Below are 22879 nucleotides of genomic sequence, written 5' to 3'. Positions count from 1 at the left end.
TCACCCGTCCGCCGCTCGTCATCTTCTAGCAAGCTAGAAATGTTACCGCTCGACTTGCATGTGTTAAGCCTGCCGCCAGCGTTCAATCTGAGCCATGATCAAACTCTTCAATTAAAAATCGTTTGTGCATCACATAGTGATGCTGCTCAATGAATCCTGTCGTGATACCTGCCTAAGCAGATATCGCATTACATATATAAGTATATATTTATCTGTGTGACATTCATCATTAAGCGTTTTTTGTTCTTGCTAATAAAAGCGAAGAAACTAAGTAAAACAACATTAATGTGAGTGTCCACACAAATTGCATGATAACTAATTGTTAAAGAACTCTCTATCGAGATAGGCCTTAATCGCATTCGTTAAGTACCTTATGCCTCTTGCTAACGTTGCCGTTTGCCCGAAGCAGGATGCGTATAATACGCTTCATTTTTTTGATGTCAACATTTATTTCAAATTATTTATAAAATGATTTAAAACCATATGTTAACTTTCGTTATTTATCGCTAAAGCTACTAGATAACGTATCAAAACACTTCCTTGATGATTCATTTTGTGTGAACCCCTTGGAACTGGAGCGCATTGTAGAGATTTTTCTTACTAGGTCAACACTTTTTTACCATAAATATTGATAAAATTTTGTTTGCTTAACTTTTACACAGCCCTTGTATACGTTTACCTCGATACGTTCAATACTTACACATCTAATTTAATTTTATTGAAATAATTCAGTTTTAGCATTTTAACTTATTTAGCTTCTAATTCATTCGAATACTGGTTTTATTAACTAGCTATGTTATTTTTATTACTACTTGCCATTCAATTAAATTGCAGTATTGCAATAGGTGCTACATGAGTACAACAAACATACGTCCTTATAAAGGTATTTTTCCTTCTATTGGATCAGATAATTATATTGATGAATCAGCTATTCTCGTTGGAGATATTACATTATCTGATAATGTCAGCATTTGGCCACTTGTGGCTGCTCGTGGTGATGTGAATACTATTACGATCGGTTCTCGTACTAATATACAAGATGGTACCGTATTACATGTCACCCGAAAGAGTACGGAAAACCCTCAAGGTAATCCTTTAATCATCGGTAGTGATGTGACTATTGGCCATAAATGTATGCTACACGGGTGTCAGCTTGGTAATCGAATACTCGTTGGTATGGGTGCTATTATCATGGACGGTGCGGTTATCGAGGATGATGTGTTTATTGGAGCTGGTAGCTTAGTACCTCCAAATAAAACGCTTATTAGTGGTTATTTGTATGTTGGAAATCCAGTAAAACAAGCTAGGTTGCTTAAAGAAAGTGAAGCCGCCTTTTTAAAACAGTCAGCTACCAACTATATTGAATTAAAAAACGAATACTTAAATGATTGATTAACAATTTTTATTGTAATAATCAGCTCATTTGTATGTGGATAGTATTTCCCTCTGGTTCATTTTTTTCGAGCCAGAGTTCAACGACTTCTTCTAAATCAAACTTAGTACAGCTATCTATTTCTTCAAGTCTGTTTAATTGCATAGAATGAAAATAAACAGTAATAGTTTCAGCCGATAGTAATACTGTAAAACACCAAGCACCATACTTGCTATCGAAAGCTAAATCATCATTAAACAAAATACCTTGGTTCATATAAAATCACCTCTTTATTTTAAAGAAGCCCGTAATGAATCAATTACTGATCGAACTTCAGGGGCTATGCCTCGCCAAACCTCAAAACTAACAGCGGCTTGGCCTACTAACATACCTAAGCCATCAATCACCTTAATTGCGCCATTCTCTTTAGCCCACCTTAGAAAGGGAGTTAAATCCTTACCATATACCATGTCATAACAAACAACATTCTGACTAATTAATGATATTGGAATTGGCGGTAAGCTGCCTGATAAGCTGGCAGAGGTTGCATTTATTATTACATCAAATTGTTGTTGTTCTAGATCTTGGAACCCACAGGCACTAAGTCTCTTATCAGCAAAGTGCTGACATAATATTTCAGCTTTACTTACCGTTCTATTAGCGACAACAATTGAGTGAGGGGTTTGTGCAAGTAAAGGTAGTAAAACACCTCTTGCCGCTCCGCCAGCACCCAATAACAAAATTCTACTTTGTTTTAATATTACGTTGTTAGCAATCAGGTCCTGAACTAAGCCTTCACCATCGGTATTATCACCAAAAATTTTCCCCTCTCTAAAGCTAAGAGTATTTACCGCGCCAGCTAATGATGCACGCTCTGTAAGTTCATCCGCAATGATAAGTGCTTGCTCTTTGAAAGGTACGGTAACATTAGCGCCTTTTCCACCTTGGTGAATAAAGCCTGAGACAGCATTAGAGAAATCTTCAATGTCAACTAATTGCTTTTGATAGTCGATACTTTGCTGACTCTTCTCTGCAAATATATGATGAATATCTGGAGAGCGAGAATGTTCAATGGGATTTCCAAAAACGCGATATTGATCTGGAGTTTGTTGTGTCATGGCTTGTGCAATAAATTAACTAATGATTACAGCCTAACTCAATCAATAGTTAATGAAAACAAAAAAGCAGTAACCCTTTCGAATAAGTTACTGCTTTTGATTCTTGTTGATGATTAGCTTAAGTTAGAATGTATAACCAAGCATTACAGAATAAACCATAGGATTTACATCAACAGAGGAACTACCAATTGCATCCCCGCCAACATCAAAAGTAACATCTGTATTAATATCAATGTAGCGAGCTGAAACATTGACAGACCAGTTTTTATCTATTTGATAATCAGCACCCACTTGAACAGAATAGCCAAAAGAACCATCTAATTCTAAATTACTTAAACCTAAACTTTTAGGAGCAGCCTCGAATTCCTCATCAAAAAAGATAGTGTAGTTTAAGCCCGCACCAACATAAGGCTTTAACGCAGTACCCGTATCAAAGTAATAAAGTGCACTTAATGTTGGTGGTAAGTGAGTAACTTCTGCTAGCTTAGCGCCATCAACACCTAAAGTACCTTTAGGGTCATGGATAGTAACATCATGAGTAAAAGGTGTAGCTGCTAATAATTCGATAGCCCAATTACTGTCAAAAAAGTAAACGAAGTTCAAACCTAGTTGAGTATTATCATCTACGGAAAGAGACATGCCATTATCTGCACTTCCGCCTAAGAGAACAGGAGATTTACCACTATCTGGTGAAACCATAGTAGCACCACCACGAATGAGGATGTCACCAGCTTGGTTTGCAAAGGCTGCTGTTGAAAGACTTGATAGTAAAGCTATGGTTAATAAAGTTTTTTTCATGATTATATATCCTTAAAATAATTAAGGGTATGATAATCCTGTTGCTTTAATAAAATTTGATTTAGCGCAAGGTTTTGACCGCTAGATATGAAGCTAAACATTACTTTGATCTTGATCAAAGTCTTATAATAATCAAAAAGAAAATAGTGTTAAATAGTCTTAATTATTAATAGACTAGCGGCGATATTCGTTAAATTTTATCGCAACTAATCATTTCCTTAGCTTCTGATGACCTTACCGGTCAACACATCAATAATTTTTGACGGTGAAGTATGACCTAGAGTATTTCCTTTCAGAATAAAGTCTACTTTATTAGTAAGCGCGGGATCTAATGATTGCCAAGTTTTAGCTGGTTCTTGCCCTGAGAGGTTAGCGCTTGTCGAGACTATTGGCTTATTAATTTTCTGGCACAAGGAAACGACGTCTGGTTGGCTGGTAACTCTGACAGCAATAGTGTCAAAGCGTCCCGATAAAAGCGATGAAGTGTTATTATTTTTTGGTACCAATTGCGTAATGCCATCAGGCCACCTTGATAACATAGAACAGCGCATATCTTGAGAAATTTTACTCTCATCAATATAGGGTAGTAATTGAGAATAACTTGCGGCAAGCAAAATCATCCCCTTTTCGGAAGGTCTTTGTTTTAACTTCAACAACCGCCTCAATGCATCTTCATTATCAGGGTCACAGCCAAGTCCAAATACAGCTTCAGTAGGATAAGCAATAATGCCACCATTGTTAAAAGCATCAACTACATTCTTTTCGCTCACAGAAAACCCTTCTATTAATAATCTCTTTCACCGCAATATTACCAAACACAACTGATAAACGCCTAATAATGGATTAATTTATCGATCAAAAAGTTCTATATTCCGTATTTCGTGAAACAAGGTTATAATTGCAGCTCTATTTTTTACTTTCTTCCTATACGAAGAACATTCTATTTTATTAAAGGGCACAAATTCATGACTGTCGGTATTATCATGGGATCAAAATCAGATTGGCCAACAATGCAACATGCAGCAGAAATGCTTGATTCTTTAGGTGTACAATACGAAACCAAAGTTGTTTCGGCACACCGCACTCCCCATTTACTTGCTGAGTATGCTGAAAGTGCAAAAGATAGAGGCATTAAGGTAATTATTGCAGGTGCTGGTGGTGCAGCTCATTTGCCTGGTATGGCAGCAGCATATACTTCTTTACCTGTTTTAGGTGTTCCAGTGCAATCTAAAGCACTTAATGGACAAGATTCACTCTTATCGATTGTGCAAATGCCAAAAGGTATCGCTGTTGGTACATTAGCCATTGGCAATGCTGGCGCTGCTAACTCAGGTTTACTTGCTGCCCAGATAATTGGTACGCATAACCCTGAGATCCAACAAAACATCGAAGAGTTTCGTCGTAAGCAGACTGAAACCATACTTGCTAACCCAAACCCGGCAGAATAAAAAACCTCATGAATAAAGTTCTCATACTTGGCGCAGGTCAATTAGCTCGCATGATGGAATTAGCGGGCACACCTTTAAACTTGGATATAAAAGCACTCGACGTATCAAGTAATAAGGTTGTACAACCCCTTTCTCCTAAAAACATTCATGGTGATTTAAAAGCAGGCATTAAAAGTGCGGATGTTATTACCGCAGAATTTGAGCATGTTGCCCATGACATACTTGCTGAGTGTGAGCAATCAGGAAAGTTACACCCAACAAGTAATGCTATTAAAATTGGTGGCGATCGACGATTAGAAAAAGCGTTGCTTGAATCTTGTGATGCTGCCAATGCCAAGCATTATTTTGTTAACTCTAGAGCTGATTTTGATAAAGCAATTAAACACTTATCTTTACCGATAATCTTTAAGAGTGCACTTGAGGGATACGACGGAAAGGGACAATGGCGATTAAAGTCAGCTAGTGATGCCGAGACAATCTGGCAAGATATGGACAACTTTATTTCTGCTGCTAAAACCACGGTTAAACAAGGGATTGTTGCAGAGCAAATGATACCTTTTGATCGCGAAGTATCACTTGTTGGTGTTCGTCGAGTTAATGGTGATGTTTCCGTCTACCCTTTAACTGAAAATCATCATACTAATGGTATTTTGAGTGTTTCAGTTGCCGCTCCTGTTGATGAACAATTACAACAGCAAGCCGGCACAGTATTTAAGGCCTTATCAGATAAACTCGATTATGTTGGTGTTATGGCTATTGAGTTTTTCCAAATTGGCGAGCAATTATTAGTCAACGAAATTGCACCACGAGTCCATAATTCTGGACATTGGACCCAACAAGGTGCTGACACTTGTCAATTTGAAAACCACTTAAGAGCAATTTGTGACTTGCCTTTAGGTAGTACAGCACTGGTTCGTCCAACAGCAATGGTTAACATTATTGGTGAAGATACTGTACCTAATGAAGTGCTTGCTATCCCAAGTGTGACTATTCATTGGTATAACAAAGGTAAACGTGTCGGTCGTAAAATGGGACATATAAATATCAGCGGTGATAGCGAATTACAACTTGCACAACGCTTACAATGTTTAGCTGATATACTTTGCAGAGAAGCGTTTCCTGATCTTAGTGACTTTGCAAAAAGCTATATAGAAAAGCAAAAATAAAAAGTAATTTATCTCAAAAAAGACGCCTGTTACATTGATAGTAAAGGCGTCTTTTTTTATGGGTAATATTATTTATATTAGCTTTTGCATATGAGAGCATTTTTTATCTGCACACTGGTACTTAATTCCAGCTGCCATATTTCTTTTTAACAACAAAGGAAATTGACACTTTTCACATTGTCCTGCAACAGGCTCATGATTGACGACAAACTTACACTTTGGATAAGCATCGCAAGAGTAAAACTTTTTACCAAATCGACTGGTTTTTTCTTGCAGTGAACCGTGTTTACAGCTTGGACACACGACATTATCTATAACTTCCTGAGCCTCATGTTCAATATGATGACATTGTGGAAAGTTGCTACAACCAATAAACATACCGTAGCGACCTTGCTTAACCGCTAATTCATGCGAGCATAAAGGACACTCACTGCCCGGTAGAATCTTATCTTCTACACGTTCATGTTCGACAACTGCACGTGTATATTGACAATTAGGGTAATTTTCGCAACCTAAAAATGCCCCTGACTTGCCATGTTTAATAGTCAATTCAGATCCGCAGTCAGGACACACTTGATATTCTTTCTCTAAAGCATGTTCGTGATGAGAAAAGAGAGGTTTATCAGATTCAGACATTTTAAAGGTTGCTATTAAAACAAGTATGGCAATATTATGCCACAAAACATAACTGAACAATACGTTCAGTAGCAGCTGACTAAATATACTCCATAATTAGCCAGCTCGAAGTAAGCGATTAGTGAAGGGGACCTTCTTGTTCTTCAAAGATTAGGTCTTCTAATTGGGAATAAGCAGACTCTTTGCCTGGCACATTAAATAACACCATAAGAATTACCCACTTTAAATCATCCATAGAGAAATATTTGGTATCAAGCTCCATTACTCGGTCAATAACCATCTCCCTAGTGGTAAAATCAAGAACATTTACTTGCTCTAAAAATAAAATAAAACCACGACTTTGAGTATCGAGTAACTGCATTTCTTCGCTAGTGTAAATGCGTACTGACTTACTACCTACACGAGTAAGGTAGGGGTAAGCATCAGTATCTTGTAGAGCTGTAAGTTTTTCAAGCCAATTTAATGCTTTGTAGATTTCATCCTGATGAAAGCCTGCCCGTGTTAACTCGTCTGTTAACAAGTCATGATCCACCATGGCTTCTGATTCATTTTGGATATACGTTTCAAAAAGATACATTAAGATATCGAACATAATTAGCCCCTTATATACTTTATTGCGTTCTTATATAGCCACCAGGTACCGCAGATACTAGACCATTTAATTCCAGCATCGTTAATCTAGTTAACACCTCCTCTACGGGAAGTTTGCTCCGTAAAACTACTTTATCCACGGGAGTAATTTCAAATCCCACACTATCCAACAACGCATCGTTACACAAGACTTTTTGATTTATTTCATCGCCTCCTTTATTAATGCAGTGTGTAGCTGACTTTAAAAGCTTCGCCTCACTCTTTAAGTGTAGACTAGGTTTATCTGCAAAAGCGAACTCATCCATTATATCGGCACATTGTTCAACAAGTTTAGCGCCTTGTTTAATTAACCAATGACAGCCTTTCGCCTGTTTATTTTCAATAGAACTAGGTATGGCAAAAACATCCCTATTTTGTTCTAGAGCACAACGAGCGGTAATCAAAGAACCACTTTTTAATTCTGCTTCTACCACTAAAACCCCTAGGCTTAGACCACTAATAAGACGGTTTCTCTTTGGAAAGTGCCCTGCTCTTGCCTGTGTACCAGGAATAAATTCACTTATAATAGTGCCACTAGACGCAATTATTTTCTGCGCTAAAGAACGATGTCGACTGGGGTAGACTTGGTCTAACCCCGTAGCAACAACCGCGATTGTACTCGCTGGTTCATTAATAGCGCCCTGATGAGCTGCAGCATCGATGCCAAGAGCTAAACCGCTAGTAATAACAAAATTATGCTGCGTAAGTTGTTGGCATAGTCTAAATGCGGTCTCTCTACCTCCAGCACTAGCCGATCGGCTCCCTACTACTGCTAGCTGAGGGGCATTAAGTAAGAGCGAATTGCCCTGTACGAATAGCACTATAGGTGGATCATAAATTTGTTTGAGTAATTGAGGATAACAAGTATCGTCATAGCAAATAATGGCGCTTTTACAGTTATCGCTAGCTTGGATTATTTGAGTTACTTTTTGCCAATCTGGCTGATGAAAAGCGTGAAGTTGCTTCACATTTAAGCCATTAGCAGAGCTAAGTACTGAAGCTTGATTATTGAAAGAAAATAACGCAGTTAAGCCATACGTTTCAACAAGCGCTAATTTATTATGGATGGCTAACCGAGGAACAAGTTTTAAGGCTAACCAGTATTCAATATTACTTTTACTGTTATTAATCATTACTTGTCTTCTCCCTAAGAACAAGTCAGACATTTTATGTTACTTTCATAAAATGAAAGCAACATAAATCATTAAACAGTTAGTTGCTTAATCTGGAGCTGTAATCGAATCATTTATTCTCGCTGGTTTTTCAGTATGAAGAATAAGCGCCATACTGGCTTTTTGGTACACCTTAAAAACCATTAGCTCACCTAACTGCTCTTCTGGCATTTTATAATCACTACCCGTTAATTTATTCCAACGTGATGACTCGATACTATAAATAGGGCCATCACCCGTATCTACAACGGCGGGACTTGTCCTTTTTATCGCCATTACATCACCAACGGTCACCTGATGGTCAATACCACGATTAATCATTACAACTTCAAGTTTAGCGAACTCACGACCATTACTTGTTGCTTTAACAATAGCACCACGGAGTGATTCATTAGCAGCTTTCATAGAAAAAATGGCAGGTAATAATTGTCCTTCATTTACTGGCACAACAATATCCCCAGAATGGATTTCCCTTTTCACGGAGCCAACATTCAGAGTAGAAGGCACATCATTATCTATATCACCCCGCTTTATAACCTGTCCGGTTCCAACTAGGTTGACATAAAAACCTAAAGAATCTTCAGTATCAGGATCAAAAAGCTCTTCTCCTTTATCATAAATAGCATAACTTTGTGCAACTTCAAGGTCAGCATTAACATAGACCTTAAAGTCTTTCGTTGTCATTCTATAGCCTTCATCGCTACCTATAATATGTGGTAGCTCTTCTAGCTCATCTTCAGTAAATAGATGGTCATATCTAACAAAAGGAGCAATAACTTCTAAAGGTAACAAAGTAATCGCAGAGTCTTTTTTCTTTTCTTGACGAATTTTTGGTGACCATTTATAGCTTGGTTTTACGGGCTCCACCACTAACATTGGCTCACCATTTTCGTCAAAAACAAGTTTTAAAACATCACCTGGATAAATTAAATGTGGATTATTAATTTCAGGGTTTAAGCGCCAGAGCTTTGGCCATAACCAGGGTTGTTCAAGAAATAGTGCTGAAATATCCCATAATGTATCACCTTTCACTACTACATGTGTCTTGGGTGCATCATCATTAAGCTTAATCTGATCGGCAAAGGCTACCAATGAACAAGATATTAAAGATAATGTAAGTACTATTTTTTTAAGCATGGAGCCCATTCCTTTTCGTGCATACTGCTGTAACGCACTATAATTATTAGTTATATCGAGTGACTTAAAAATGCAGGTTTCAGTTACAGTTACTTGGGTATATAATTAAAACATAACATTCTAGATTAATTATCGCTAATTCTTTTATAAAATATGACTATTTTAACTGTTTTACGTTTTCCTGATCCGCGTTTAAGAACAAAAGCGCAGCCCGTTGCTAAAATTACAGATGCTACGGCTACAATTATAGACGATATGCTGGCAACTATGTACGAAGAGAAAGGTGTCGGTCTCGCAGCTACCCAAGTAGATATTCATCAACGTATTGTGGTCATGGATACCTCTGAAAATAATGATCAACCCATTATATTTATCAACCCAGAAATTACTGCCACAAGTAATGAAACGTCGATTAATGAAGAGGGGTGTTTATCTGTTCCAGGGACTTATGCCAAAGTAGATCGTCATGATGCCTGTACCGTTAAAGCACTTGATCGCCATGGTAATGAGTTCACTTTAAACGCCACTGAATTGCAAAGCATTTGTATACAACATGAACTTGACCACTTAAAAGGTGTTTTATTTGTTGATTACCTATCTCCTCTCAAGCGTCAACGCATTCAAAAGAAGCTTGAAAAAGAAGCTAAATTCGACAACAAGCAATAAGTAAGTGCTTACAAACCTTAAATAATAGGAATTCCTTTGGTCACTCCACTTAATATCATTTTTGCAGGTACTCCTGAATTTGCAGCCCAACACCTAGCAGCATTAATTAGCTCTGAACATAATGTTGTCGCAGTTTATTGTCCGCCAGATAAACCTGCTGGTCGTGGTAAAAAGCTAACCGCTTGTGCAACCAAATTACTCGCATTAGAACACAACATTATTGTTGAACAGCCGGTAAACTTTAAAAGCGAAAAAGACCAACAACAATTAGCAAAATATGATGCTGATATTATGGTTGTTGTTGCTTATGGGTTGCTGTTACCTGAAGTCATTTTAAACACTCCGCGTTTAGGCTGTATTAATGTGCATGGTTCGATTCTTCCTAAATGGCGAGGTGCTGCACCAATTCAACGTTCACTTGAAGCAGGAGATAAGAAAACGGGTGTCACCATTATGCAAATGGATAAAGGGTTAGATACTGGAGACATGATATTAACCGCTGAGTGCAAAATAGAAACGACAGATACCAGTGCCAGTCTTTATGAAAAACTTGCTAACTTAGGTCCCACGGCCTTAGTTGAAACATTAACAATTATGGCTGAGCCTAATTATCAAGCAAGTGCCCATAATATTGTTCAAGATAATGAACTCGCCACTTATGCCCATAAGCTTGATAAAACCGAAGCCGAACTTAACTGGCAACTCAGTGCTAACGAGTTGCACCGAAAAGTTCGCGCTTATATCCCTTGGCCAGTTTCACATTTCACCTTGACAGAATCTGAAAGTAAGCAACACAAATTACGCATTTGGCAAGCATCAGTGCAAGAATATCAAGGCACTGCTGCTCCAGGCACAATACTAAAGGCTGACAAAGAAGGTATACAGGTTGCAACTACTAAAGGCTCATTACGCTTAGAAGTACTTCAACTTCCGGGAAAAAAAGCATTGCCCGTGAAAGATATTCTTAATGGTCGCAGCGACTGGTTCGTTGTTGGCAGCTCTATAAACACGCTTGGTTAAGAGAAAAATGACAATTAATATTAGAGCGCTTGCAGCAAAATGTTGTTACGCCGTTATAGATCAAGGACGAAGCTTAAGTGATGAACTACCAAAACAACAAGATAAGTTGATAGGTAAGGATAAAGGTTTACTTCAGGAGATTTGCTACGGTGTACTCCGCTATCTTCCTGAATTAGAAAACGATGTTCGCCACTTAATGCAAAAACCACTTAAAGGAAAGCAACGCGTTTTTCATTTTTTACTGCTTGTGGGGGTTTATCAAATAAGATATATGCGTATTCCTGATCACGCAGCAGTAAGTGAAACCGTATCGGCAACAAGTACGTTAAAAAACCGGCATATGAAAGCACTTGTCAATGCCGTACTTAGAGGGTTTCTGCGTACGTTAGAGGCCGAGAGTAAACAAGGAAATCAGGCTGAAAAAATCTTACCTGAGCCAATAAAATATAATCATCCGAGTTGGTTTATTAAAAAAATACAACAAGGCTATCCTGAAGAATGGCAGAATATACTTAACGCTAATCAAGAGAAGCCTCCGATGTGGTTACGTGTCAATCAGCAACACCACACAAGTGAACATTATCAAGTTTTGCTTATGGAAGCGAAAATTGATATTGCATACATCGAGCCAAATTCCCAAGCAATTTGCCTGACTAAACCAGTTGATGTCGCTAAACTACCAGGCTTTGAAGACGGATGGGTGTCGATTCAAGATGGCGCAGCACAGCAAGCTGCACGCTTGTTAGATTGTCAGCCAAATGATGTCGTACTTGATTGTTGCGCAGCACCTGGCGGTAAAACTTGTCATATTATTGAGCAAACCCCAGATATTGCTTCGATGATAGCAATTGATATTGAAGAAAGTCGCCTAGTACGGGTTCATGAAAATTTAAAACGTCTAAACTTAACGGCAGAAGTCATTACTGCGGATGCTGCAACTCAAGAGTGGTGGTCAGGTGAACAATTTGACCGCATACTACTTGACGCACCCTGTTCTGGTACGGGTGTTATTCGCCGCCACCCCGATATAAAATGGCTACGTAAAGCCGATGATATTGATAAGTTAGTCGTGTTGCAGCAGAAAATTCTTGATAATATCTGGTCATTGCTCAAACCAGGGGGTACCTTACTTTATGCTACTTGTAGTATTTTGCCTGAAGAAAACTGTCAGCAAATATCAAGATTTATTGAACAAAATCAAAATGCACAATTAATTGCCATTACCCGTAATAACGCAGATACTGATGAAAATGCAATCGGTTGGCAATTATTACCTGATGCTGAAAACATGGATGGCTTTTATTACGCCAAATTGTTGAAACTCAAATAATAGAAGCAGAAAAGTAGCACATGAAAATAATCATAGTGGGTGCAGGACAAGTTGGCGGAACATTAGCCGAAAACCTGGTTGGTGAAAACAACGATATTTCAGTCGTCGACGTAGATAATGAAAAACTTCGTGAACTACAAGATAAAATGGACTTACAAGTTGTTACTGGGCAAGGCGGTCACCCTGACGTTTTAAAAGGCGCTGGCGCGGAAGATGCTGATATGGTTATTGCCGTAACCAGTGATGACGCTACTAATATGATCACCTGTCAAATATGCTCTTCACTCTTTAATACCCCAAAAAAGATTGCCCGAATACGCTCAAATCAAATATTGAAATATTCAGAACAGCTTTTCCATAAAAAGCATATTCCAGTGGATCATATAATTGCCCCTGAAGAGTTAGTAACGCGAGATATTGCGCGCCTAATTGATTATCCGGGTGCTTTGCAAGTCTTAGAATTTGCCAATGGAAAAGTAAGTTTAGTTGCCGTCAAAGCATACTATGGTGGTTTACTTGTTGGCCATGCACTGTCAACACTAAGAGATCATATTCCTAATGTAGATACTCGTGTCGCTGCTATTTACCGAAACGGTAAACCAATTCGCCCTCTGGGTACTACAGTTATTGAAGCCGATGATGAAGTGTTCTTTATCGCTGCCAGTATACATATTCGAGCGGTGATGAATGAATTACAAAAACTTGAATCGGCTTATAAACGAATTATGATTGCTGGCGGTGGTAATATTGGCGCTGGTTTAGCCCAGATTTTAGAAAAAAACCATCTAGTAAAACTCATTGAACGTTCGCCAAAACGGGCTGAGCAATTAACTTCAGAGCTCAATGAAACATTGGTTTTCGCTGGAGATTCTTCTGATCAAGAATTACTTACTGAAGAAAACATTGATCAGTTTGATATTTTTATCGCGGTAACGAATGATGATGAAGCCAATATCATGTCATCACTGCTCGCTAAAAAACTTGGCGTGCGTAAAACTATGGTACTTATTCAGCGTGATGCTTATATTGATTTAGTGCATGGCAGTACCATTGATATTGCCATATCGCCACAGCAAGCCACTATTTCTGCACTATTAACACATGTCAGACGCGGTGCTATTGATAATGTTTATAGTTTGCGCGGTGGTGCTGCTGAAGCTATTGAAATTGTTGCTAAAGGTGATGAAAAATCATCAAAGGTCGTTGGCCGTGCAATCAAGAATATAAAACTACCGCCTGGCGCAACAATTGGTGCAGTTGTTCGTGGAAATGAAGTATTGATTGCGCACTCAAATACCTTGATTAACGAAGAAGATCACGTCATTTTATTTTTAGTTAATAAACGCTATATTTGTGACATAGAGAAACTTTTTCAAGTTAGTGCTATTTACTTCTAAATTCATTGTTAACTTTACCTAACGTAATACTCTTTGCATGTTAATGACTTCAACCTCTCCTCTTTGACATAATTATTTACAGCTAACCACTTATCCTGCAATTGATTAGCTGTAATAATCTTCCTTGTTCGTATAAAAAGCTAATAATTTACAAGGAATTTTATGAAAGTATCTAAAGTACTCACGGCCATCACGCTAGCATTAAGCAGTATAGCTTTTAATAGCCAAGCTGAGCTTGTTGATAGTACTCAAAACTGGCAAACTTTTGAAACTGAAAATTTTCGCGTTCATTTCACCCCTGAATACCGTCGATGGGCCTTATCAAGTGCAAGAGAGATGGAAGTTGTTCGCCAACTTATTAAAGAACAACAAGGTCGTATCCTTACAGAAAAAGTCGATGCTTATATCGTTGATCCTTACAATGCAGCTAATGGCTTTGCCTTACCGCTAAGTCATCGACCTTATATGGCTTTCTTTGCCACCCCCCCTCAATCAGACACTATTATTGCTAACTCTACCGGTTGGCAACAACTATTAGTGCTGCATGAATATGTTCACCTTGTGCATTTGGGACAGAAAAGCCGAAGTACATGGCGTAATAATTTAGCTAACTGGTATGATATTTATGATGCTTCACAAATCAATGAAGAGCGTTGGGTAAGTGAAGGTTATGCCACATTGCTCGAATCCAAACTGACCGGTCGAGGCAGATTATTTAATAATCAAGTGGAAGCAATCATTCAGCAATTTGCTCGACAAGGTGCTTTGCCTAGTTATGACCAATTGAATGCAGGCGATGATAGTTTCATGTCTGGCTCTATGGCCTATCTTGTTGGTGTACGCTATTTAAAATGGTTAGAAGATAACTACGGCGAAGAGACACTTGATTCTGTTTGGACTCGTTGGTCTGCGGTTGAACAACGTGACTTTGAAATGGCATTCCAAGGTGTATTTCCAGATACAGCGAAAAACCTTTATCAACGCTTTATTGCTGAATACACCTTTAAAGCAATGCAACACGAAGTTCAATTAACAGCGCAAAGTAACGAGGATAATCGTTCAAAATTATGGTTAGATTTAACCGGTTATACCAGTGGTCCAAGTTTAAGTCCCAACGGTGATCACCTTGCTGTTGTTGAAACTCAACGAACAGAAAAAGGTAATTCCACCCAGTTAACTATCTATAACACAGGTGAAAACACAAAAAGCATAGAAGAGTTTGCAAAAAAATCCGAAAAATTATTAGCTGATGACCCACAAGATATTGCGGATAAAGCGCCCAATGTTTTTAAACGAGAAGTAGCATACACCTTAAATCAACGAAACAATCGAGGTATAAAAAATCCACGTTGGCTTGATAATAATACCATTATTTATGGCTCTAGTAGCTTATCGAAGAAAAACAACTACCATCAAGATCTCTTTTCTTGGCACTTACCAACAGACACAATAAAACAACTGACAAGAAGTGCAAACATCCGTCGATTTGATATTAGTAACGATGGACAATTTATTGTTGCTGAGCGCAGTCGATTTGGTAACTCACAATTAGTAAAAATAAATTTAGCCCCTGGTTCCTTAGGTGAAGTCATTGAAGAGCTAACACCACCAAGCCTTGAGAAAGTTTACGATTTTCCTCGACTGAGACCAACTATTGATGACTCCCCTTCCACTAGTTTTGCTTATATTAGCTCAAGCCTAAACAATAAATGGCAATTAAACGTACGCCAGTTTGATAGTGAACAAACGCAAATTATACCTTTGCCTAAACACTATCAATTTCTTTCTTTCCCTGAATGGTCTAAAGATGGTCAATCACTGTATTTTGTTGCTGGCTTAGAAAGTGCAACACGCCTATACAAATATGATTTTTCAAATAAAGTTTTATCCGCTTTGACGTCTGGAGAACAAGTTATTACTTGGCCTATGGTAAAAGCAGATAGTGAACTGCTTCATATGGCGATTAATGCACAAGGGCCCGATATTTATCAGCTTGATTTAAATAAGGCCAATAAGCAGATAATAACAAGCACCACAACAACCTCAGCAATGACGGTTCATTTGGCTGACAAGTTAAAACTACCTGAAGCAACTATAGTAGTTGATGAAAGTATTGGCAGACAATCGCCCTATGGTATTGGTCCACAACAAGGGACAATAACAATCGCTGAGAGTATTTATTCAGCTAGCAGTAGTATGTTAGAAATTGGTTATAAATCCGGAGATATACTTTCTCGTTTTGATTGGCAAGTTAATGCAAGCCAAGATATATTCAAAAACATTATCTCTGGTGCATCTGGTGCTGTCCGTTGGCAAGGTTGGCCAATAAAATTACTAGCCCATGGTTATGTCTTTGACTTGAAAACAGATAAACAAGATAGTGATGCATTAAACTTAAGTAAAATAACGGAACAAGGACTATTACTTGAAGCTCGTTATCCCTATAGCAAAGAAACCCTGACTATCGATGTATTTGCACAAGCACAAGCATCACAATTTGAAAGCAGCCAGCATGTTGATTTTTCTAGCCTGTCTTTCTCTCTCGGTATTGAACAAAGTTGGTCACACGATCAACAGAGCTGGGGGATAGCTCAAACAATAAATGCTCAACTGATTTCAGCCCAAGATGATCTAGCAGAAGTTAATGGTAATAACGGTAGTTATACTGGTAGTAATGGTCTAGTAAACTTGAACGCGCATATACACGGCTTTACTTTAGGTTTTAATTATTTGTGGGCACAACGTTCAGAAGATGCTGGTGAAATCCTCAGTTTAGGTGGTTACGCTTCAACACTAATTCAAGAAAAAGCGCATCTCAATAAACAATTAGCCCCTGAATTAGCGTTTTATCGTCAAGTGGGTAATGACTATCAAGCTTATCAAGCCTATATACCCGTAAGGTTTATCGAGATTTTTTATACTCGCCATAAAATGGCAGAGCAGGAGGTTATTGATAGCTACGGTGTAAAAGGGTCACTGAATAATGACTTTGGTTTTACTGGGTTAACCAATATAGCCATTAATTATGGTGTCGCACAAGTAAATCCAGAGACGACAAGTTCAGATACTCAAGGCTGGGTAGCACTCAGTTATAAATGGTAATTAACCAGTTAAGATTGTAGTTAGAAGAGTAATGAAATCGTATATAGATATTTAGCTATATACGATTTATGAACGCCAGAAGGCAGGCGTAAATAGAACAAGCAAGGTAAATATTTCTAGACGACCAAACAACATAGCCATGATTAATACCCACTTACTCATATCGTTAATCGAAGAAAAGTTTGCCGCAACCTCCCCTAACCCTGGACCAAGATTATTAATACAGGCAGCTACAGCGGTAAAGGCCGTAATATCATCCATGCCAGCAGCCAATAGCAATAACATACAAATCACAAACACAGCTGCGTATGCAGAAAAGAACCCCCATACCGCTTCAACAACACGATCAGGCAACACTTTTCGACCTAGTTTAATACTAAAAATGGCTTTGGGATGTACCAGCTTGTTTAATTCACGCAACCCTTGTAAATATAATAAGACTACCCGTACTACCTTCATACCACCACCGGTACTACCTGCACAACCACCAATGAAACTTGAAAAAATAAGTAGCATGGGCAATAACGTTGGCCAATCCGCAAAAGAAGTCGTGGCAAACCCCGCTGTCGTACTAATAGAAACAGACTGGAATAATGCTTGGTCTAATGCTTGATCAGCATCTTGGTAGGTACCTGTAGTTAAGAGCACGATAAAACAAATTAAAGTCAGTACAATTTGAATACCAATAAATACCTTAAACTCAGGATCATAGAAATAACTCTTTATCGATCGACTTTGCACTGCGGCATAATGCAAAGCAAAGTTCACCCCTGCAATCAGTAGAAATGTCACACACACTAAGTTAATGGTTGGACTATTAAAATAGCCCATACTGGCATCATGGGTAGAAAAACCACCAATAGCAATCGTTGAAAAAGCATGGCAAATAGCATCAAACCCTGACATGCCAGCAAGCCAATATGCTAAAGCACAAGCAATAGTTAACCCTAAATAGATGTACCATAAATGCTTTGCCGTATCAGCAATTCGGGGGGTCATTTTAGAGTCTTTTACTGGCCCTGGAGTTTCCGCACGATATAGCTGCATTCCACCGATACCAAGCATAGGCAGTACGGCAACGGCTAATACTATTATCCCCATACCACCTAACCACTGTAGTTGTTGACGGTACCACAAGACTGCGTGAGGTAAATCATCAATATGATTTAAAATCGTTGCCCCTGTTGTAGTTAACCCTGAAAAGGATTCAAAAAAAGCATCTGCAGTGGACAGATTGGGTTGTTCTAATAACATCAAAGGAATAGCGGAAAAACTAGCTAATACAAACCAAAAGAGTACAACAATTAAAAAGCCCTCTCTGGCTTTCAGGTCTGTTTTTTCGAGACGGTTTGGATACCAAGCTAAAAAACCGGTACAAATACACCATAGAAAAGCCAGAATAAAGGGTAAACCACCACCATCGCGGTAGATTAGTGAAATTAACGCAGGAGGCAACATGGTCACACTAAGTAACCCAACCAATAAGCCTAAAATTCGGATAATATTTTTATATTGCACGTTTTATTTTTCTTATTCGATTTATTATTCGATAGTAGTCAACTTTAATTGTCCTGAAGACAATGTATGTAACTTATCCTGCATTAAACCCAATTTTTCTATTGGAATCGCGAGTCGAAAAATGACTGTTTGTTGATAATCCTGAGTGACAACTTTACCTTCAATTTGCCTAAGCAAATGCAAAACATCATCTATTTGGCTATATTGACATGCTAAGGTTTTATGCACCATAGCTATTTTAATTTTTGACTGTAAAAATGCTAATGCTTGGCGAACACTACCACCATAAGCTCTTTGTAAACCACCAGTTCCTAATTTAGTTCCCCCAAAATATCGAACAACAATTGCGCAAACTTGGCCTATGCCACCCCCTTGTAATGCCAATAACATTGGTTTTCCCGCGGTGCCTGTCGGTTCTCCATCATCAGAAAACCCGTAACCTTGACTATCATCGGCCGCTTTTGTCAGAAAAGCAGAACAATGATGACTCGCTTGCGGGTGAAGTTGCTGCAGCTCTTTTAACATAGCCTTAGCTTGTGCAATATTGTCACAAGGACGAAGATAGCAAATAAATCGACTACGGCTAACAATGCTTTCCTCTTCAACATCATTAACCGCTATAGCGTAGGATTTTGTCACAATAAATTTTACTTCTCTGAAATAGGGTTTGTTGATCTTTCAGTTTGTAACTCTGTTGCACTTGAATAAGATGGCAATCGAGGCGCTTCATTCAATATTTGCTTGTTCCAAATGCGAATGAAGCAACAAAGAATGACGCTTTTTCAAGGCAACCCGAAGGGCGATGGCTAATTTTCAACTTAACAGCGTTGAAAATCATTATAGTAGAGTGACTACATAGCACTCTTTTGTCTTGTTAACTTAACAATTAGCCTATAACAGAGACTAAAATGAAAGGTCAACAGACCCTAACTTAAGCCTAAATCTCTAGTCATATTCTCATTATGTGACTGATGAACAATAATATTATCTTCTATGCGAATACCACCAAAACAACGCATTTCATCCACATTTTGCCAGTTAACTTGATCGCCATTAGCCGATGTTTTTAAGTCTGCTAATAATGAATCAATGAAATATAAACCAGGCTCAATAGTAAAAACTTGGTTTGCTTCTATCATACGTGACGTTCGTAAAAATGGATGTGCTGCTGGCGTATTAACATGGGTTCCACGTTCATCAGCCATAAAACCACCAACATCATGTACTTGTAAACCTAAATGATGACCTAAACCATGTGGGAAAAATGTTGAAATGATACCTGATTCTACAGCCGTATCAGCATCAACATTGATAAAGTTAAAATCACGCAATACCTGACCTATGGCTCTATGTGTTTCTATATGAAGATCAACATAACTCACCCCTGGCTTTAATCCTGCGACGGCATTAAGCATCAGCTTATCCATACGGGCAATCAATTCAGCAAATTTATCATTTTTATATGAATAGGTACGGGTAATATCTGCAGAATAACCATTAAAATTAGCACCGGCATCAATGAGAAATGATTGATGTACTTGTGGTGCCATCTTATCCAAAGACATGTAGTGCAAAATGGAGCAATTTTTATTTAAGGCAACAATATTACCGTATGGTGTGTCATTCGTACCGTAACCTATAGACTTAAGATACGCATGTTGAATATCGTATTCACTATCACCTTGTAAAAAGGCATTACGGGCTGCTTGATGTGCTTTTACTGCTAAAGCATTCGATTGGCGAAGACATTCGTGTTCATATTTACTCTTATAACCACGATGGTAATGAATGTAATTAAGTAATGCTTCAGGATTAATAGCTTCAAACCCCAGTGCTGTTGCGACTTCAAAGTGACTACCAATATAAGCAAAGCCCTTTTTATCATAAGGTAATAACTTATCTACCTCACTTGCATTAGTTAATATTTTGATAGTAAAAAGCTCACCCCAATAACTTTCTGCTAAAGGTGTTACCTTATGCCAGAAATCTACAGGTTGATAGTAAATGAGTGTTGGTTTGTCTTCACCATTGACCACTAACCAAGAGTTTGGAATATCAATTAATGGTAGCCAATATTTGAAGTGAGGATTTACTTTGAACGGGTAGCAGTTATCATCTAGAAAAGCCTTAATTTCCTGTCCTGAATGAATAACTAAACCTTCTAGATTTTCACGTGAAAGTACTGATTTAGTCATCTGTTGCAATTGGGCAATATGGGCTGGATATTGGCTAGCCAACTTAGTATGAAGTGTTGTCATGTATTCTGTCTCCGAAAAACGGCCATCAAAAAATTTCACTCATGATAGCATATCCCCAAAAAGCCATGCCATTGACAAGAGAATGCTCCATTTAAAATGTGCTAAGTTTGTGCATATAACTTTGCAAAGAGGCTAAAGCCTTTAACTAACTCTTAATCAATTAATCACCAATGCTCATATTGATAACTTGCTCAAAAACTTGACTGACTTGCCCAGGTATATGCTGATAAATCTCTTGATACGCTAAGACGCTTTTTACGTAATTACGGGTCTCTTTAAAAGGAATTGTTTCTATCCAAATATCCGCAGGCATAGCATGACTGTCCTTTAACCAGCGTTTTACTCTATAAGGCCCTGCATTGTACGAAGCGGTAGCAAGAACCTGATTCCCTTTATTTTTATCCAAAAGGTTACGTAAATACTTTGTTCCTAATTTTATATTATTATCCGCATTGAACAAATACTGTCGACTAACATTACCTCGCTTTAATTGCTTTGCAGTCTTAGGCATAAGCTGCATTAACCCTTTTGCGCCTACCGGTGAACTTGCGTCTGTCATAAACGAGCTTTCTCTCCTCGCAATGGCAAAGGCCCAAGCAGGGTTAATCTCTTGCTTCTTAGCATGCTGATTAATTTTCTTATCAAAGGCCTTTGGAAACCTCAATTCAACATCATCCATATAACCAACTTGTGACAAAGTGAATATTGCCCGATCAAACCAGCCATTTTCATTAGCGAGTTTTGCCGCAACTAATTTTTCACGCTTATTAAGCTGTGTAAGCCAATAGCGCCACTCTCTTCGTGCTTTGACATAACGGCCTAAATAGTAAAATTCAAATGCCCGCTTTGCTGAAGGATATAACAATATTGCTTTTTTCTCCTGACTACTGATTGCTAACGGACTGTCTTGTAGACTAACAGGAGTTTCTAAATAACTTGCCGCCAAAAACCCATAATAATGACGTTTACTTGATAATTCATTCATAACATCTTGGCCATGCTCTAAGTCATCCGTTTCGATCAATGCCCTTGCATACCAGTAACGCCACTGCAATTTTGTTTTATATTTTTCCGGCATGCTTGCCAACTCTTGCAAAACCAATTGCCAATTTTGCTGCTTTAATACTTCTGTTAATTGCCACTGCATGATATTGCTATCTACATTCAGCGGGTCCAACTTTTCTAGCCAAGCTCTCGCTTTAGGATGGTTTTTACTTGCTAAAGCGACGGCAAACTTTGCCACTATTTGCTGATATTGTTTTGTTGAGAAAGTAAATTCTTCTTGCACTTTGTTAAAGCTGGCTAATGCTTTATCAGGATCACGCCAAATTAAGCGTTTAATACCATATGTATATATTTGACTTTCTTTTGTCGATTTATTAATAAACTTATATTGTCTCGTTACATTTGCCGGATCACGTCTCACTTGATGCCATAATCGCCCCAAATATTGCTGATCTGTTGGCAATAAATTTGTTAAATATGGAATTAAGGTATGTTTTCCACCATCTGCAGCTAAACCAATACGTTGCCAGACAATGTCATCAGTTCTATAACCGGCTTGTTGCCACAGCTTAATTACCGGGTCACAAACTTTATGTAAAGATTTACCTACCAACCATAATTTTGTTACTTGGGGTAGGACAACACTGGCCGGAAGACCTGCTTCTAAAGAAAAGTTGAGTTTGTGACAAGTCAACACATCATTGTCAGTACTTTGATAAAACTCGAGGAAAAGTGCACCTTTATTTTTTTTGGCTAAAAATGTTAACCAGGCTTTTCGTAATGGCCAGTCTAACGGTGAATGCTGATATTTTTCTAAAAAACTGGCAATTTCCCCTGCTGAAGATAACCGCATGTTTTCCATTAATCTACGTTGATCTAGGTAAGGCTGTAAAGGGTAGTAATACAACTGGTTATATAAGCTTTGATATTGTTGCGAATTACTTTTTGCTAATAATTTTTCAGCTGTTAAGAATATTCTTTGTTGTCCAACATCGGTCAATATTTGCAAACTCTCTGTTGCTCGCACACTCGTCATTGGTGTAAGTGCACAAATTGACAGTAACATAACCTTTAGAATACTTTTCACTGGTACCTCTGGAGTCGGT

20 protein-coding genes and 1 rRNA gene are annotated in these 22879 nt (G+C 38.2%); 8 read left to right on the top strand and 13 right to left on the bottom strand.

What is annotated here, in order from left to right; genetic code table 11:
- Positions 1-114 (bottom strand): 16S ribosomal RNA (locus ND2E_RS0121260); the annotation flags it as partial.
- A gap of 738 nt (positions 115-852) precedes the next feature.
- Here ND2E_RS0121260 and ND2E_RS16480 point away from each other — a divergent pair.
- The gene (locus ND2E_RS16480) at positions 853-1392 is read left to right on the top strand and encodes a gamma carbonic anhydrase family protein (RefSeq protein WP_033092680.1); all 540 of its coding nucleotides are present in this window, start codon (positions 853-855) and stop codon (positions 1390-1392) included.
- Between the two features lie 22 nt (positions 1393-1414).
- On the opposite strand, the gene ND2E_RS16485 is transcribed toward ND2E_RS16480, so the two are convergent.
- The 4 genes from ND2E_RS16485 to ND2E_RS16500 form a co-directional block, all read right to left on the bottom strand.
- A complete protein-coding gene (locus ND2E_RS16485; protein ID WP_033092679.1) occupies positions 1415-1648 on the bottom strand; it encodes a hypothetical protein in 234 nt (77 codons plus the stop codon).
- A gap of 14 nt (positions 1649-1662) precedes the next feature.
- Positions 1663-2490 carry a shikimate dehydrogenase gene (aroE, locus tag ND2E_RS16490; protein WP_033092678.1) on the bottom strand — a complete coding sequence of 276 codons (828 nt, stop codon included), beginning with the start codon at positions 2488-2490 and terminating at the stop codon, positions 1663-1665.
- A gap of 123 nt (positions 2491-2613) precedes the next feature.
- Entirely contained in the window at positions 2614-3288 is a 675-nt protein-coding gene (locus ND2E_RS16495; RefSeq protein ID WP_033092677.1) for an OmpW/AlkL family protein, read from the bottom strand.
- Positions 3289-3506: 218 nt separating this feature from the next.
- Complete coding sequence (locus ND2E_RS16500) at positions 3507-4058, bottom strand: L-threonylcarbamoyladenylate synthase (RefSeq protein WP_052056255.1); 552 nt, start codon at positions 4056-4058, stop codon at positions 3507-3509.
- Positions 4059-4253: 195 nt separating this feature from the next.
- Here ND2E_RS16500 and purE point away from each other — a divergent pair, with 195 nt between their 5' ends.
- Together purE and ND2E_RS16510 are read left to right on the top strand one after the other, a co-directional pair.
- On the top strand, positions 4254-4736 hold the full coding sequence (gene purE, locus ND2E_RS16505) for a 5-(carboxyamino)imidazole ribonucleotide mutase (protein ID WP_033092675.1): 483 nt from the start codon (positions 4254-4256) through the stop codon (positions 4734-4736).
- Between the two features lie 8 nt (positions 4737-4744).
- Positions 4745-5902, top strand: a complete 1158-nt coding sequence (locus tag ND2E_RS16510) for a 5-(carboxyamino)imidazole ribonucleotide synthase (RefSeq protein WP_033092674.1) — start codon at positions 4745-4747, stop codon at positions 5900-5902.
- 72 nt (positions 5903-5974) lie between these two features.
- On the opposite strand, the gene ND2E_RS16515 is transcribed toward ND2E_RS16510, so the two are convergent.
- The 4 genes from ND2E_RS16515 to ND2E_RS16530 form a co-directional block, all read right to left on the bottom strand.
- Positions 5975-6538, bottom strand: a complete 564-nt coding sequence (locus ND2E_RS16515) for a DNA topoisomerase family protein (protein ID WP_033092765.1) — start codon at positions 6536-6538, stop codon at positions 5975-5977.
- Between the two features lie 118 nt (positions 6539-6656).
- Positions 6657-7130 carry a DUF494 family protein gene (locus ND2E_RS16520; protein ID WP_033092673.1) on the bottom strand — a complete coding sequence of 158 codons (474 nt, stop codon included), beginning with the start codon at positions 7128-7130 and terminating at the stop codon, positions 6657-6659.
- A gap of 19 nt (positions 7131-7149) precedes the next feature.
- Positions 7150-8301, bottom strand: a complete 1152-nt coding sequence (gene dprA / locus ND2E_RS16525) for a DNA-processing protein DprA (RefSeq protein ID WP_033092672.1) — start codon at positions 8299-8301, stop codon at positions 7150-7152.
- Between the two features lie 87 nt (positions 8302-8388).
- Entirely contained in the window at positions 8389-9477 is a 1089-nt protein-coding gene (locus ND2E_RS16530; protein WP_033092671.1) for a LysM peptidoglycan-binding domain-containing protein, read from the bottom strand.
- Between the two features lie 153 nt (positions 9478-9630).
- Here ND2E_RS16530 and def point away from each other — a divergent pair, with 153 nt between their 5' ends.
- The 5 genes from def to ND2E_RS16555 all read left to right on the top strand — a co-directional run bounded on the left by def (position 9631) and on the right by ND2E_RS16555 (position 16992).
- A complete protein-coding gene (gene def, locus ND2E_RS16535) occupies positions 9631-10143 on the top strand; it encodes a peptide deformylase (protein WP_033092670.1) in 513 nt (170 codons plus the stop codon).
- A 36-nt stretch (positions 10144-10179) separates the two neighbouring features.
- Positions 10180-11163 carry a methionyl-tRNA formyltransferase gene (gene fmt, locus ND2E_RS16540; protein ID WP_033092669.1) on the top strand — a complete coding sequence of 328 codons (984 nt, stop codon included), beginning with the start codon at positions 10180-10182 and terminating at the stop codon, positions 11161-11163.
- A gap of 7 nt (positions 11164-11170) precedes the next feature.
- Entirely contained in the window at positions 11171-12493 is a 1323-nt protein-coding gene (gene rsmB / locus ND2E_RS16545; protein ID WP_033092668.1) for a 16S rRNA (cytosine(967)-C(5))-methyltransferase RsmB, read from the top strand.
- A gap of 20 nt (positions 12494-12513) precedes the next feature.
- Positions 12514-13890 carry a Trk system potassium transporter TrkA gene (trkA, locus tag ND2E_RS16550; protein ID WP_033092667.1) on the top strand — a complete coding sequence of 459 codons (1377 nt, stop codon included), beginning with the start codon at positions 12514-12516 and terminating at the stop codon, positions 13888-13890.
- Between the two features lie 162 nt (positions 13891-14052).
- Positions 14053-16992 (top strand): TolB family protein, encoded by a 2940-nt coding sequence (locus tag ND2E_RS16555; protein WP_033092666.1) that lies wholly within the window; start codon positions 14053-14055, stop codon positions 16990-16992.
- A 66-nt stretch (positions 16993-17058) separates the two neighbouring features.
- Here ND2E_RS16555 and ND2E_RS16560 read toward each other — a convergent pair whose 3' ends face one another.
- The 4 genes from ND2E_RS16560 to ND2E_RS16575 all read right to left on the bottom strand — a co-directional run bounded on the left by ND2E_RS16560 (position 17059) and on the right by ND2E_RS16575 (position 22860).
- Positions 17059-18510, bottom strand: coding sequence for a TrkH family potassium uptake protein (locus ND2E_RS16560; RefSeq protein WP_033092665.1), 1452 nt, complete (start codon positions 18508-18510; stop codon positions 17059-17061).
- A 24-nt stretch (positions 18511-18534) separates the two neighbouring features.
- Positions 18535-19149 (bottom strand): YigZ family protein, encoded by a 615-nt coding sequence (locus ND2E_RS16565; protein WP_052056254.1) that lies wholly within the window; start codon positions 19147-19149, stop codon positions 18535-18537.
- A gap of 287 nt (positions 19150-19436) precedes the next feature.
- Positions 19437-20768 (bottom strand): Xaa-Pro dipeptidase, encoded by a 1332-nt coding sequence (gene pepQ / locus ND2E_RS16570; protein ID WP_033092664.1) that lies wholly within the window; start codon positions 20766-20768, stop codon positions 19437-19439.
- A 160-nt stretch (positions 20769-20928) separates the two neighbouring features.
- A complete protein-coding gene (locus ND2E_RS16575; RefSeq protein WP_052056253.1) occupies positions 20929-22860 on the bottom strand; it encodes a transglycosylase SLT domain-containing protein in 1932 nt (643 codons plus the stop codon).
- Positions 22861-22879 lie beyond the last annotated feature (19 nt).

It is taken from the genome of Colwellia psychrerythraea, from assembly GCF_000764225.1.
Classification (GTDB): Bacteria; Pseudomonadota; Gammaproteobacteria; order Enterobacterales; family Alteromonadaceae; genus Colwellia; species Colwellia psychrerythraea_D.
The sequence above is the reverse complement of the archived record's forward strand: the minus strand, read 5'-3'. Positions and strand labels throughout refer to the sequence as shown.

Bases quoted from the DNA above. Each gene is read 5' to 3' on its own strand.
- ND2E_RS16480 (WP_033092680.1), top strand. From the start codon at position 853: ATGAGTACAACAAACATACGTCCTTATAAAGGTATTTTTCCTTCTATT.
- ND2E_RS16485 (WP_033092679.1), bottom strand. From the start codon at position 1,648: ATGAACCAAGGTATTTTGTTTAATGATGATTTAGCTTTCGATAGCAAG.
- aroE (WP_033092678.1), bottom strand. From the start codon at position 2,490: ATGACACAACAAACTCCAGATCAATATCGCGTTTTTGGAAATCCCATT.
- ND2E_RS16495 (WP_033092677.1), bottom strand. From the start codon at position 3,288: ATGAAAAAAACTTTATTAACCATAGCTTTACTATCAAGTCTTTCAACA.
- purE (WP_033092675.1), top strand. From the start codon at position 4,254: ATGACTGTCGGTATTATCATGGGATCAAAATCAGATTGGCCAACAATG.
- ND2E_RS16510 (WP_033092674.1), top strand. From the start codon at position 4,745: ATGAATAAAGTTCTCATACTTGGCGCAGGTCAATTAGCTCGCATGATG.
- ND2E_RS16515 (WP_033092765.1), bottom strand. From the start codon at position 6,538: ATGTCTGAATCTGATAAACCTCTCTTTTCTCATCACGAACATGCTTTA.
- ND2E_RS16520 (WP_033092673.1), bottom strand. From the start codon at position 7,130: ATGTTCGATATCTTAATGTATCTTTTTGAAACGTATATCCAAAATGAA.
- dprA (WP_033092672.1), bottom strand. From the start codon at position 8,301: ATGATTAATAACAGTAAAAGTAATATTGAATACTGGTTAGCCTTAAAA.
- ND2E_RS16530 (WP_033092671.1), bottom strand. From the start codon at position 9,477: ATGCTTAAAAAAATAGTACTTACATTATCTTTAATATCTTGTTCATTG.
- def (WP_033092670.1), top strand. From the start codon at position 9,631: ATGACTATTTTAACTGTTTTACGTTTTCCTGATCCGCGTTTAAGAACA.
- rsmB (WP_033092668.1), top strand. From the start codon at position 11,171: ATGACAATTAATATTAGAGCGCTTGCAGCAAAATGTTGTTACGCCGTT.
- trkA (WP_033092667.1), top strand. From the start codon at position 12,514: ATGAAAATAATCATAGTGGGTGCAGGACAAGTTGGCGGAACATTAGCC.
- ND2E_RS16555 (WP_033092666.1), top strand. From the start codon at position 14,053: ATGAAAGTATCTAAAGTACTCACGGCCATCACGCTAGCATTAAGCAGT.
- pepQ (WP_033092664.1), bottom strand. From the start codon at position 20,768: ATGACAACACTTCATACTAAGTTGGCTAGCCAATATCCAGCCCATATT.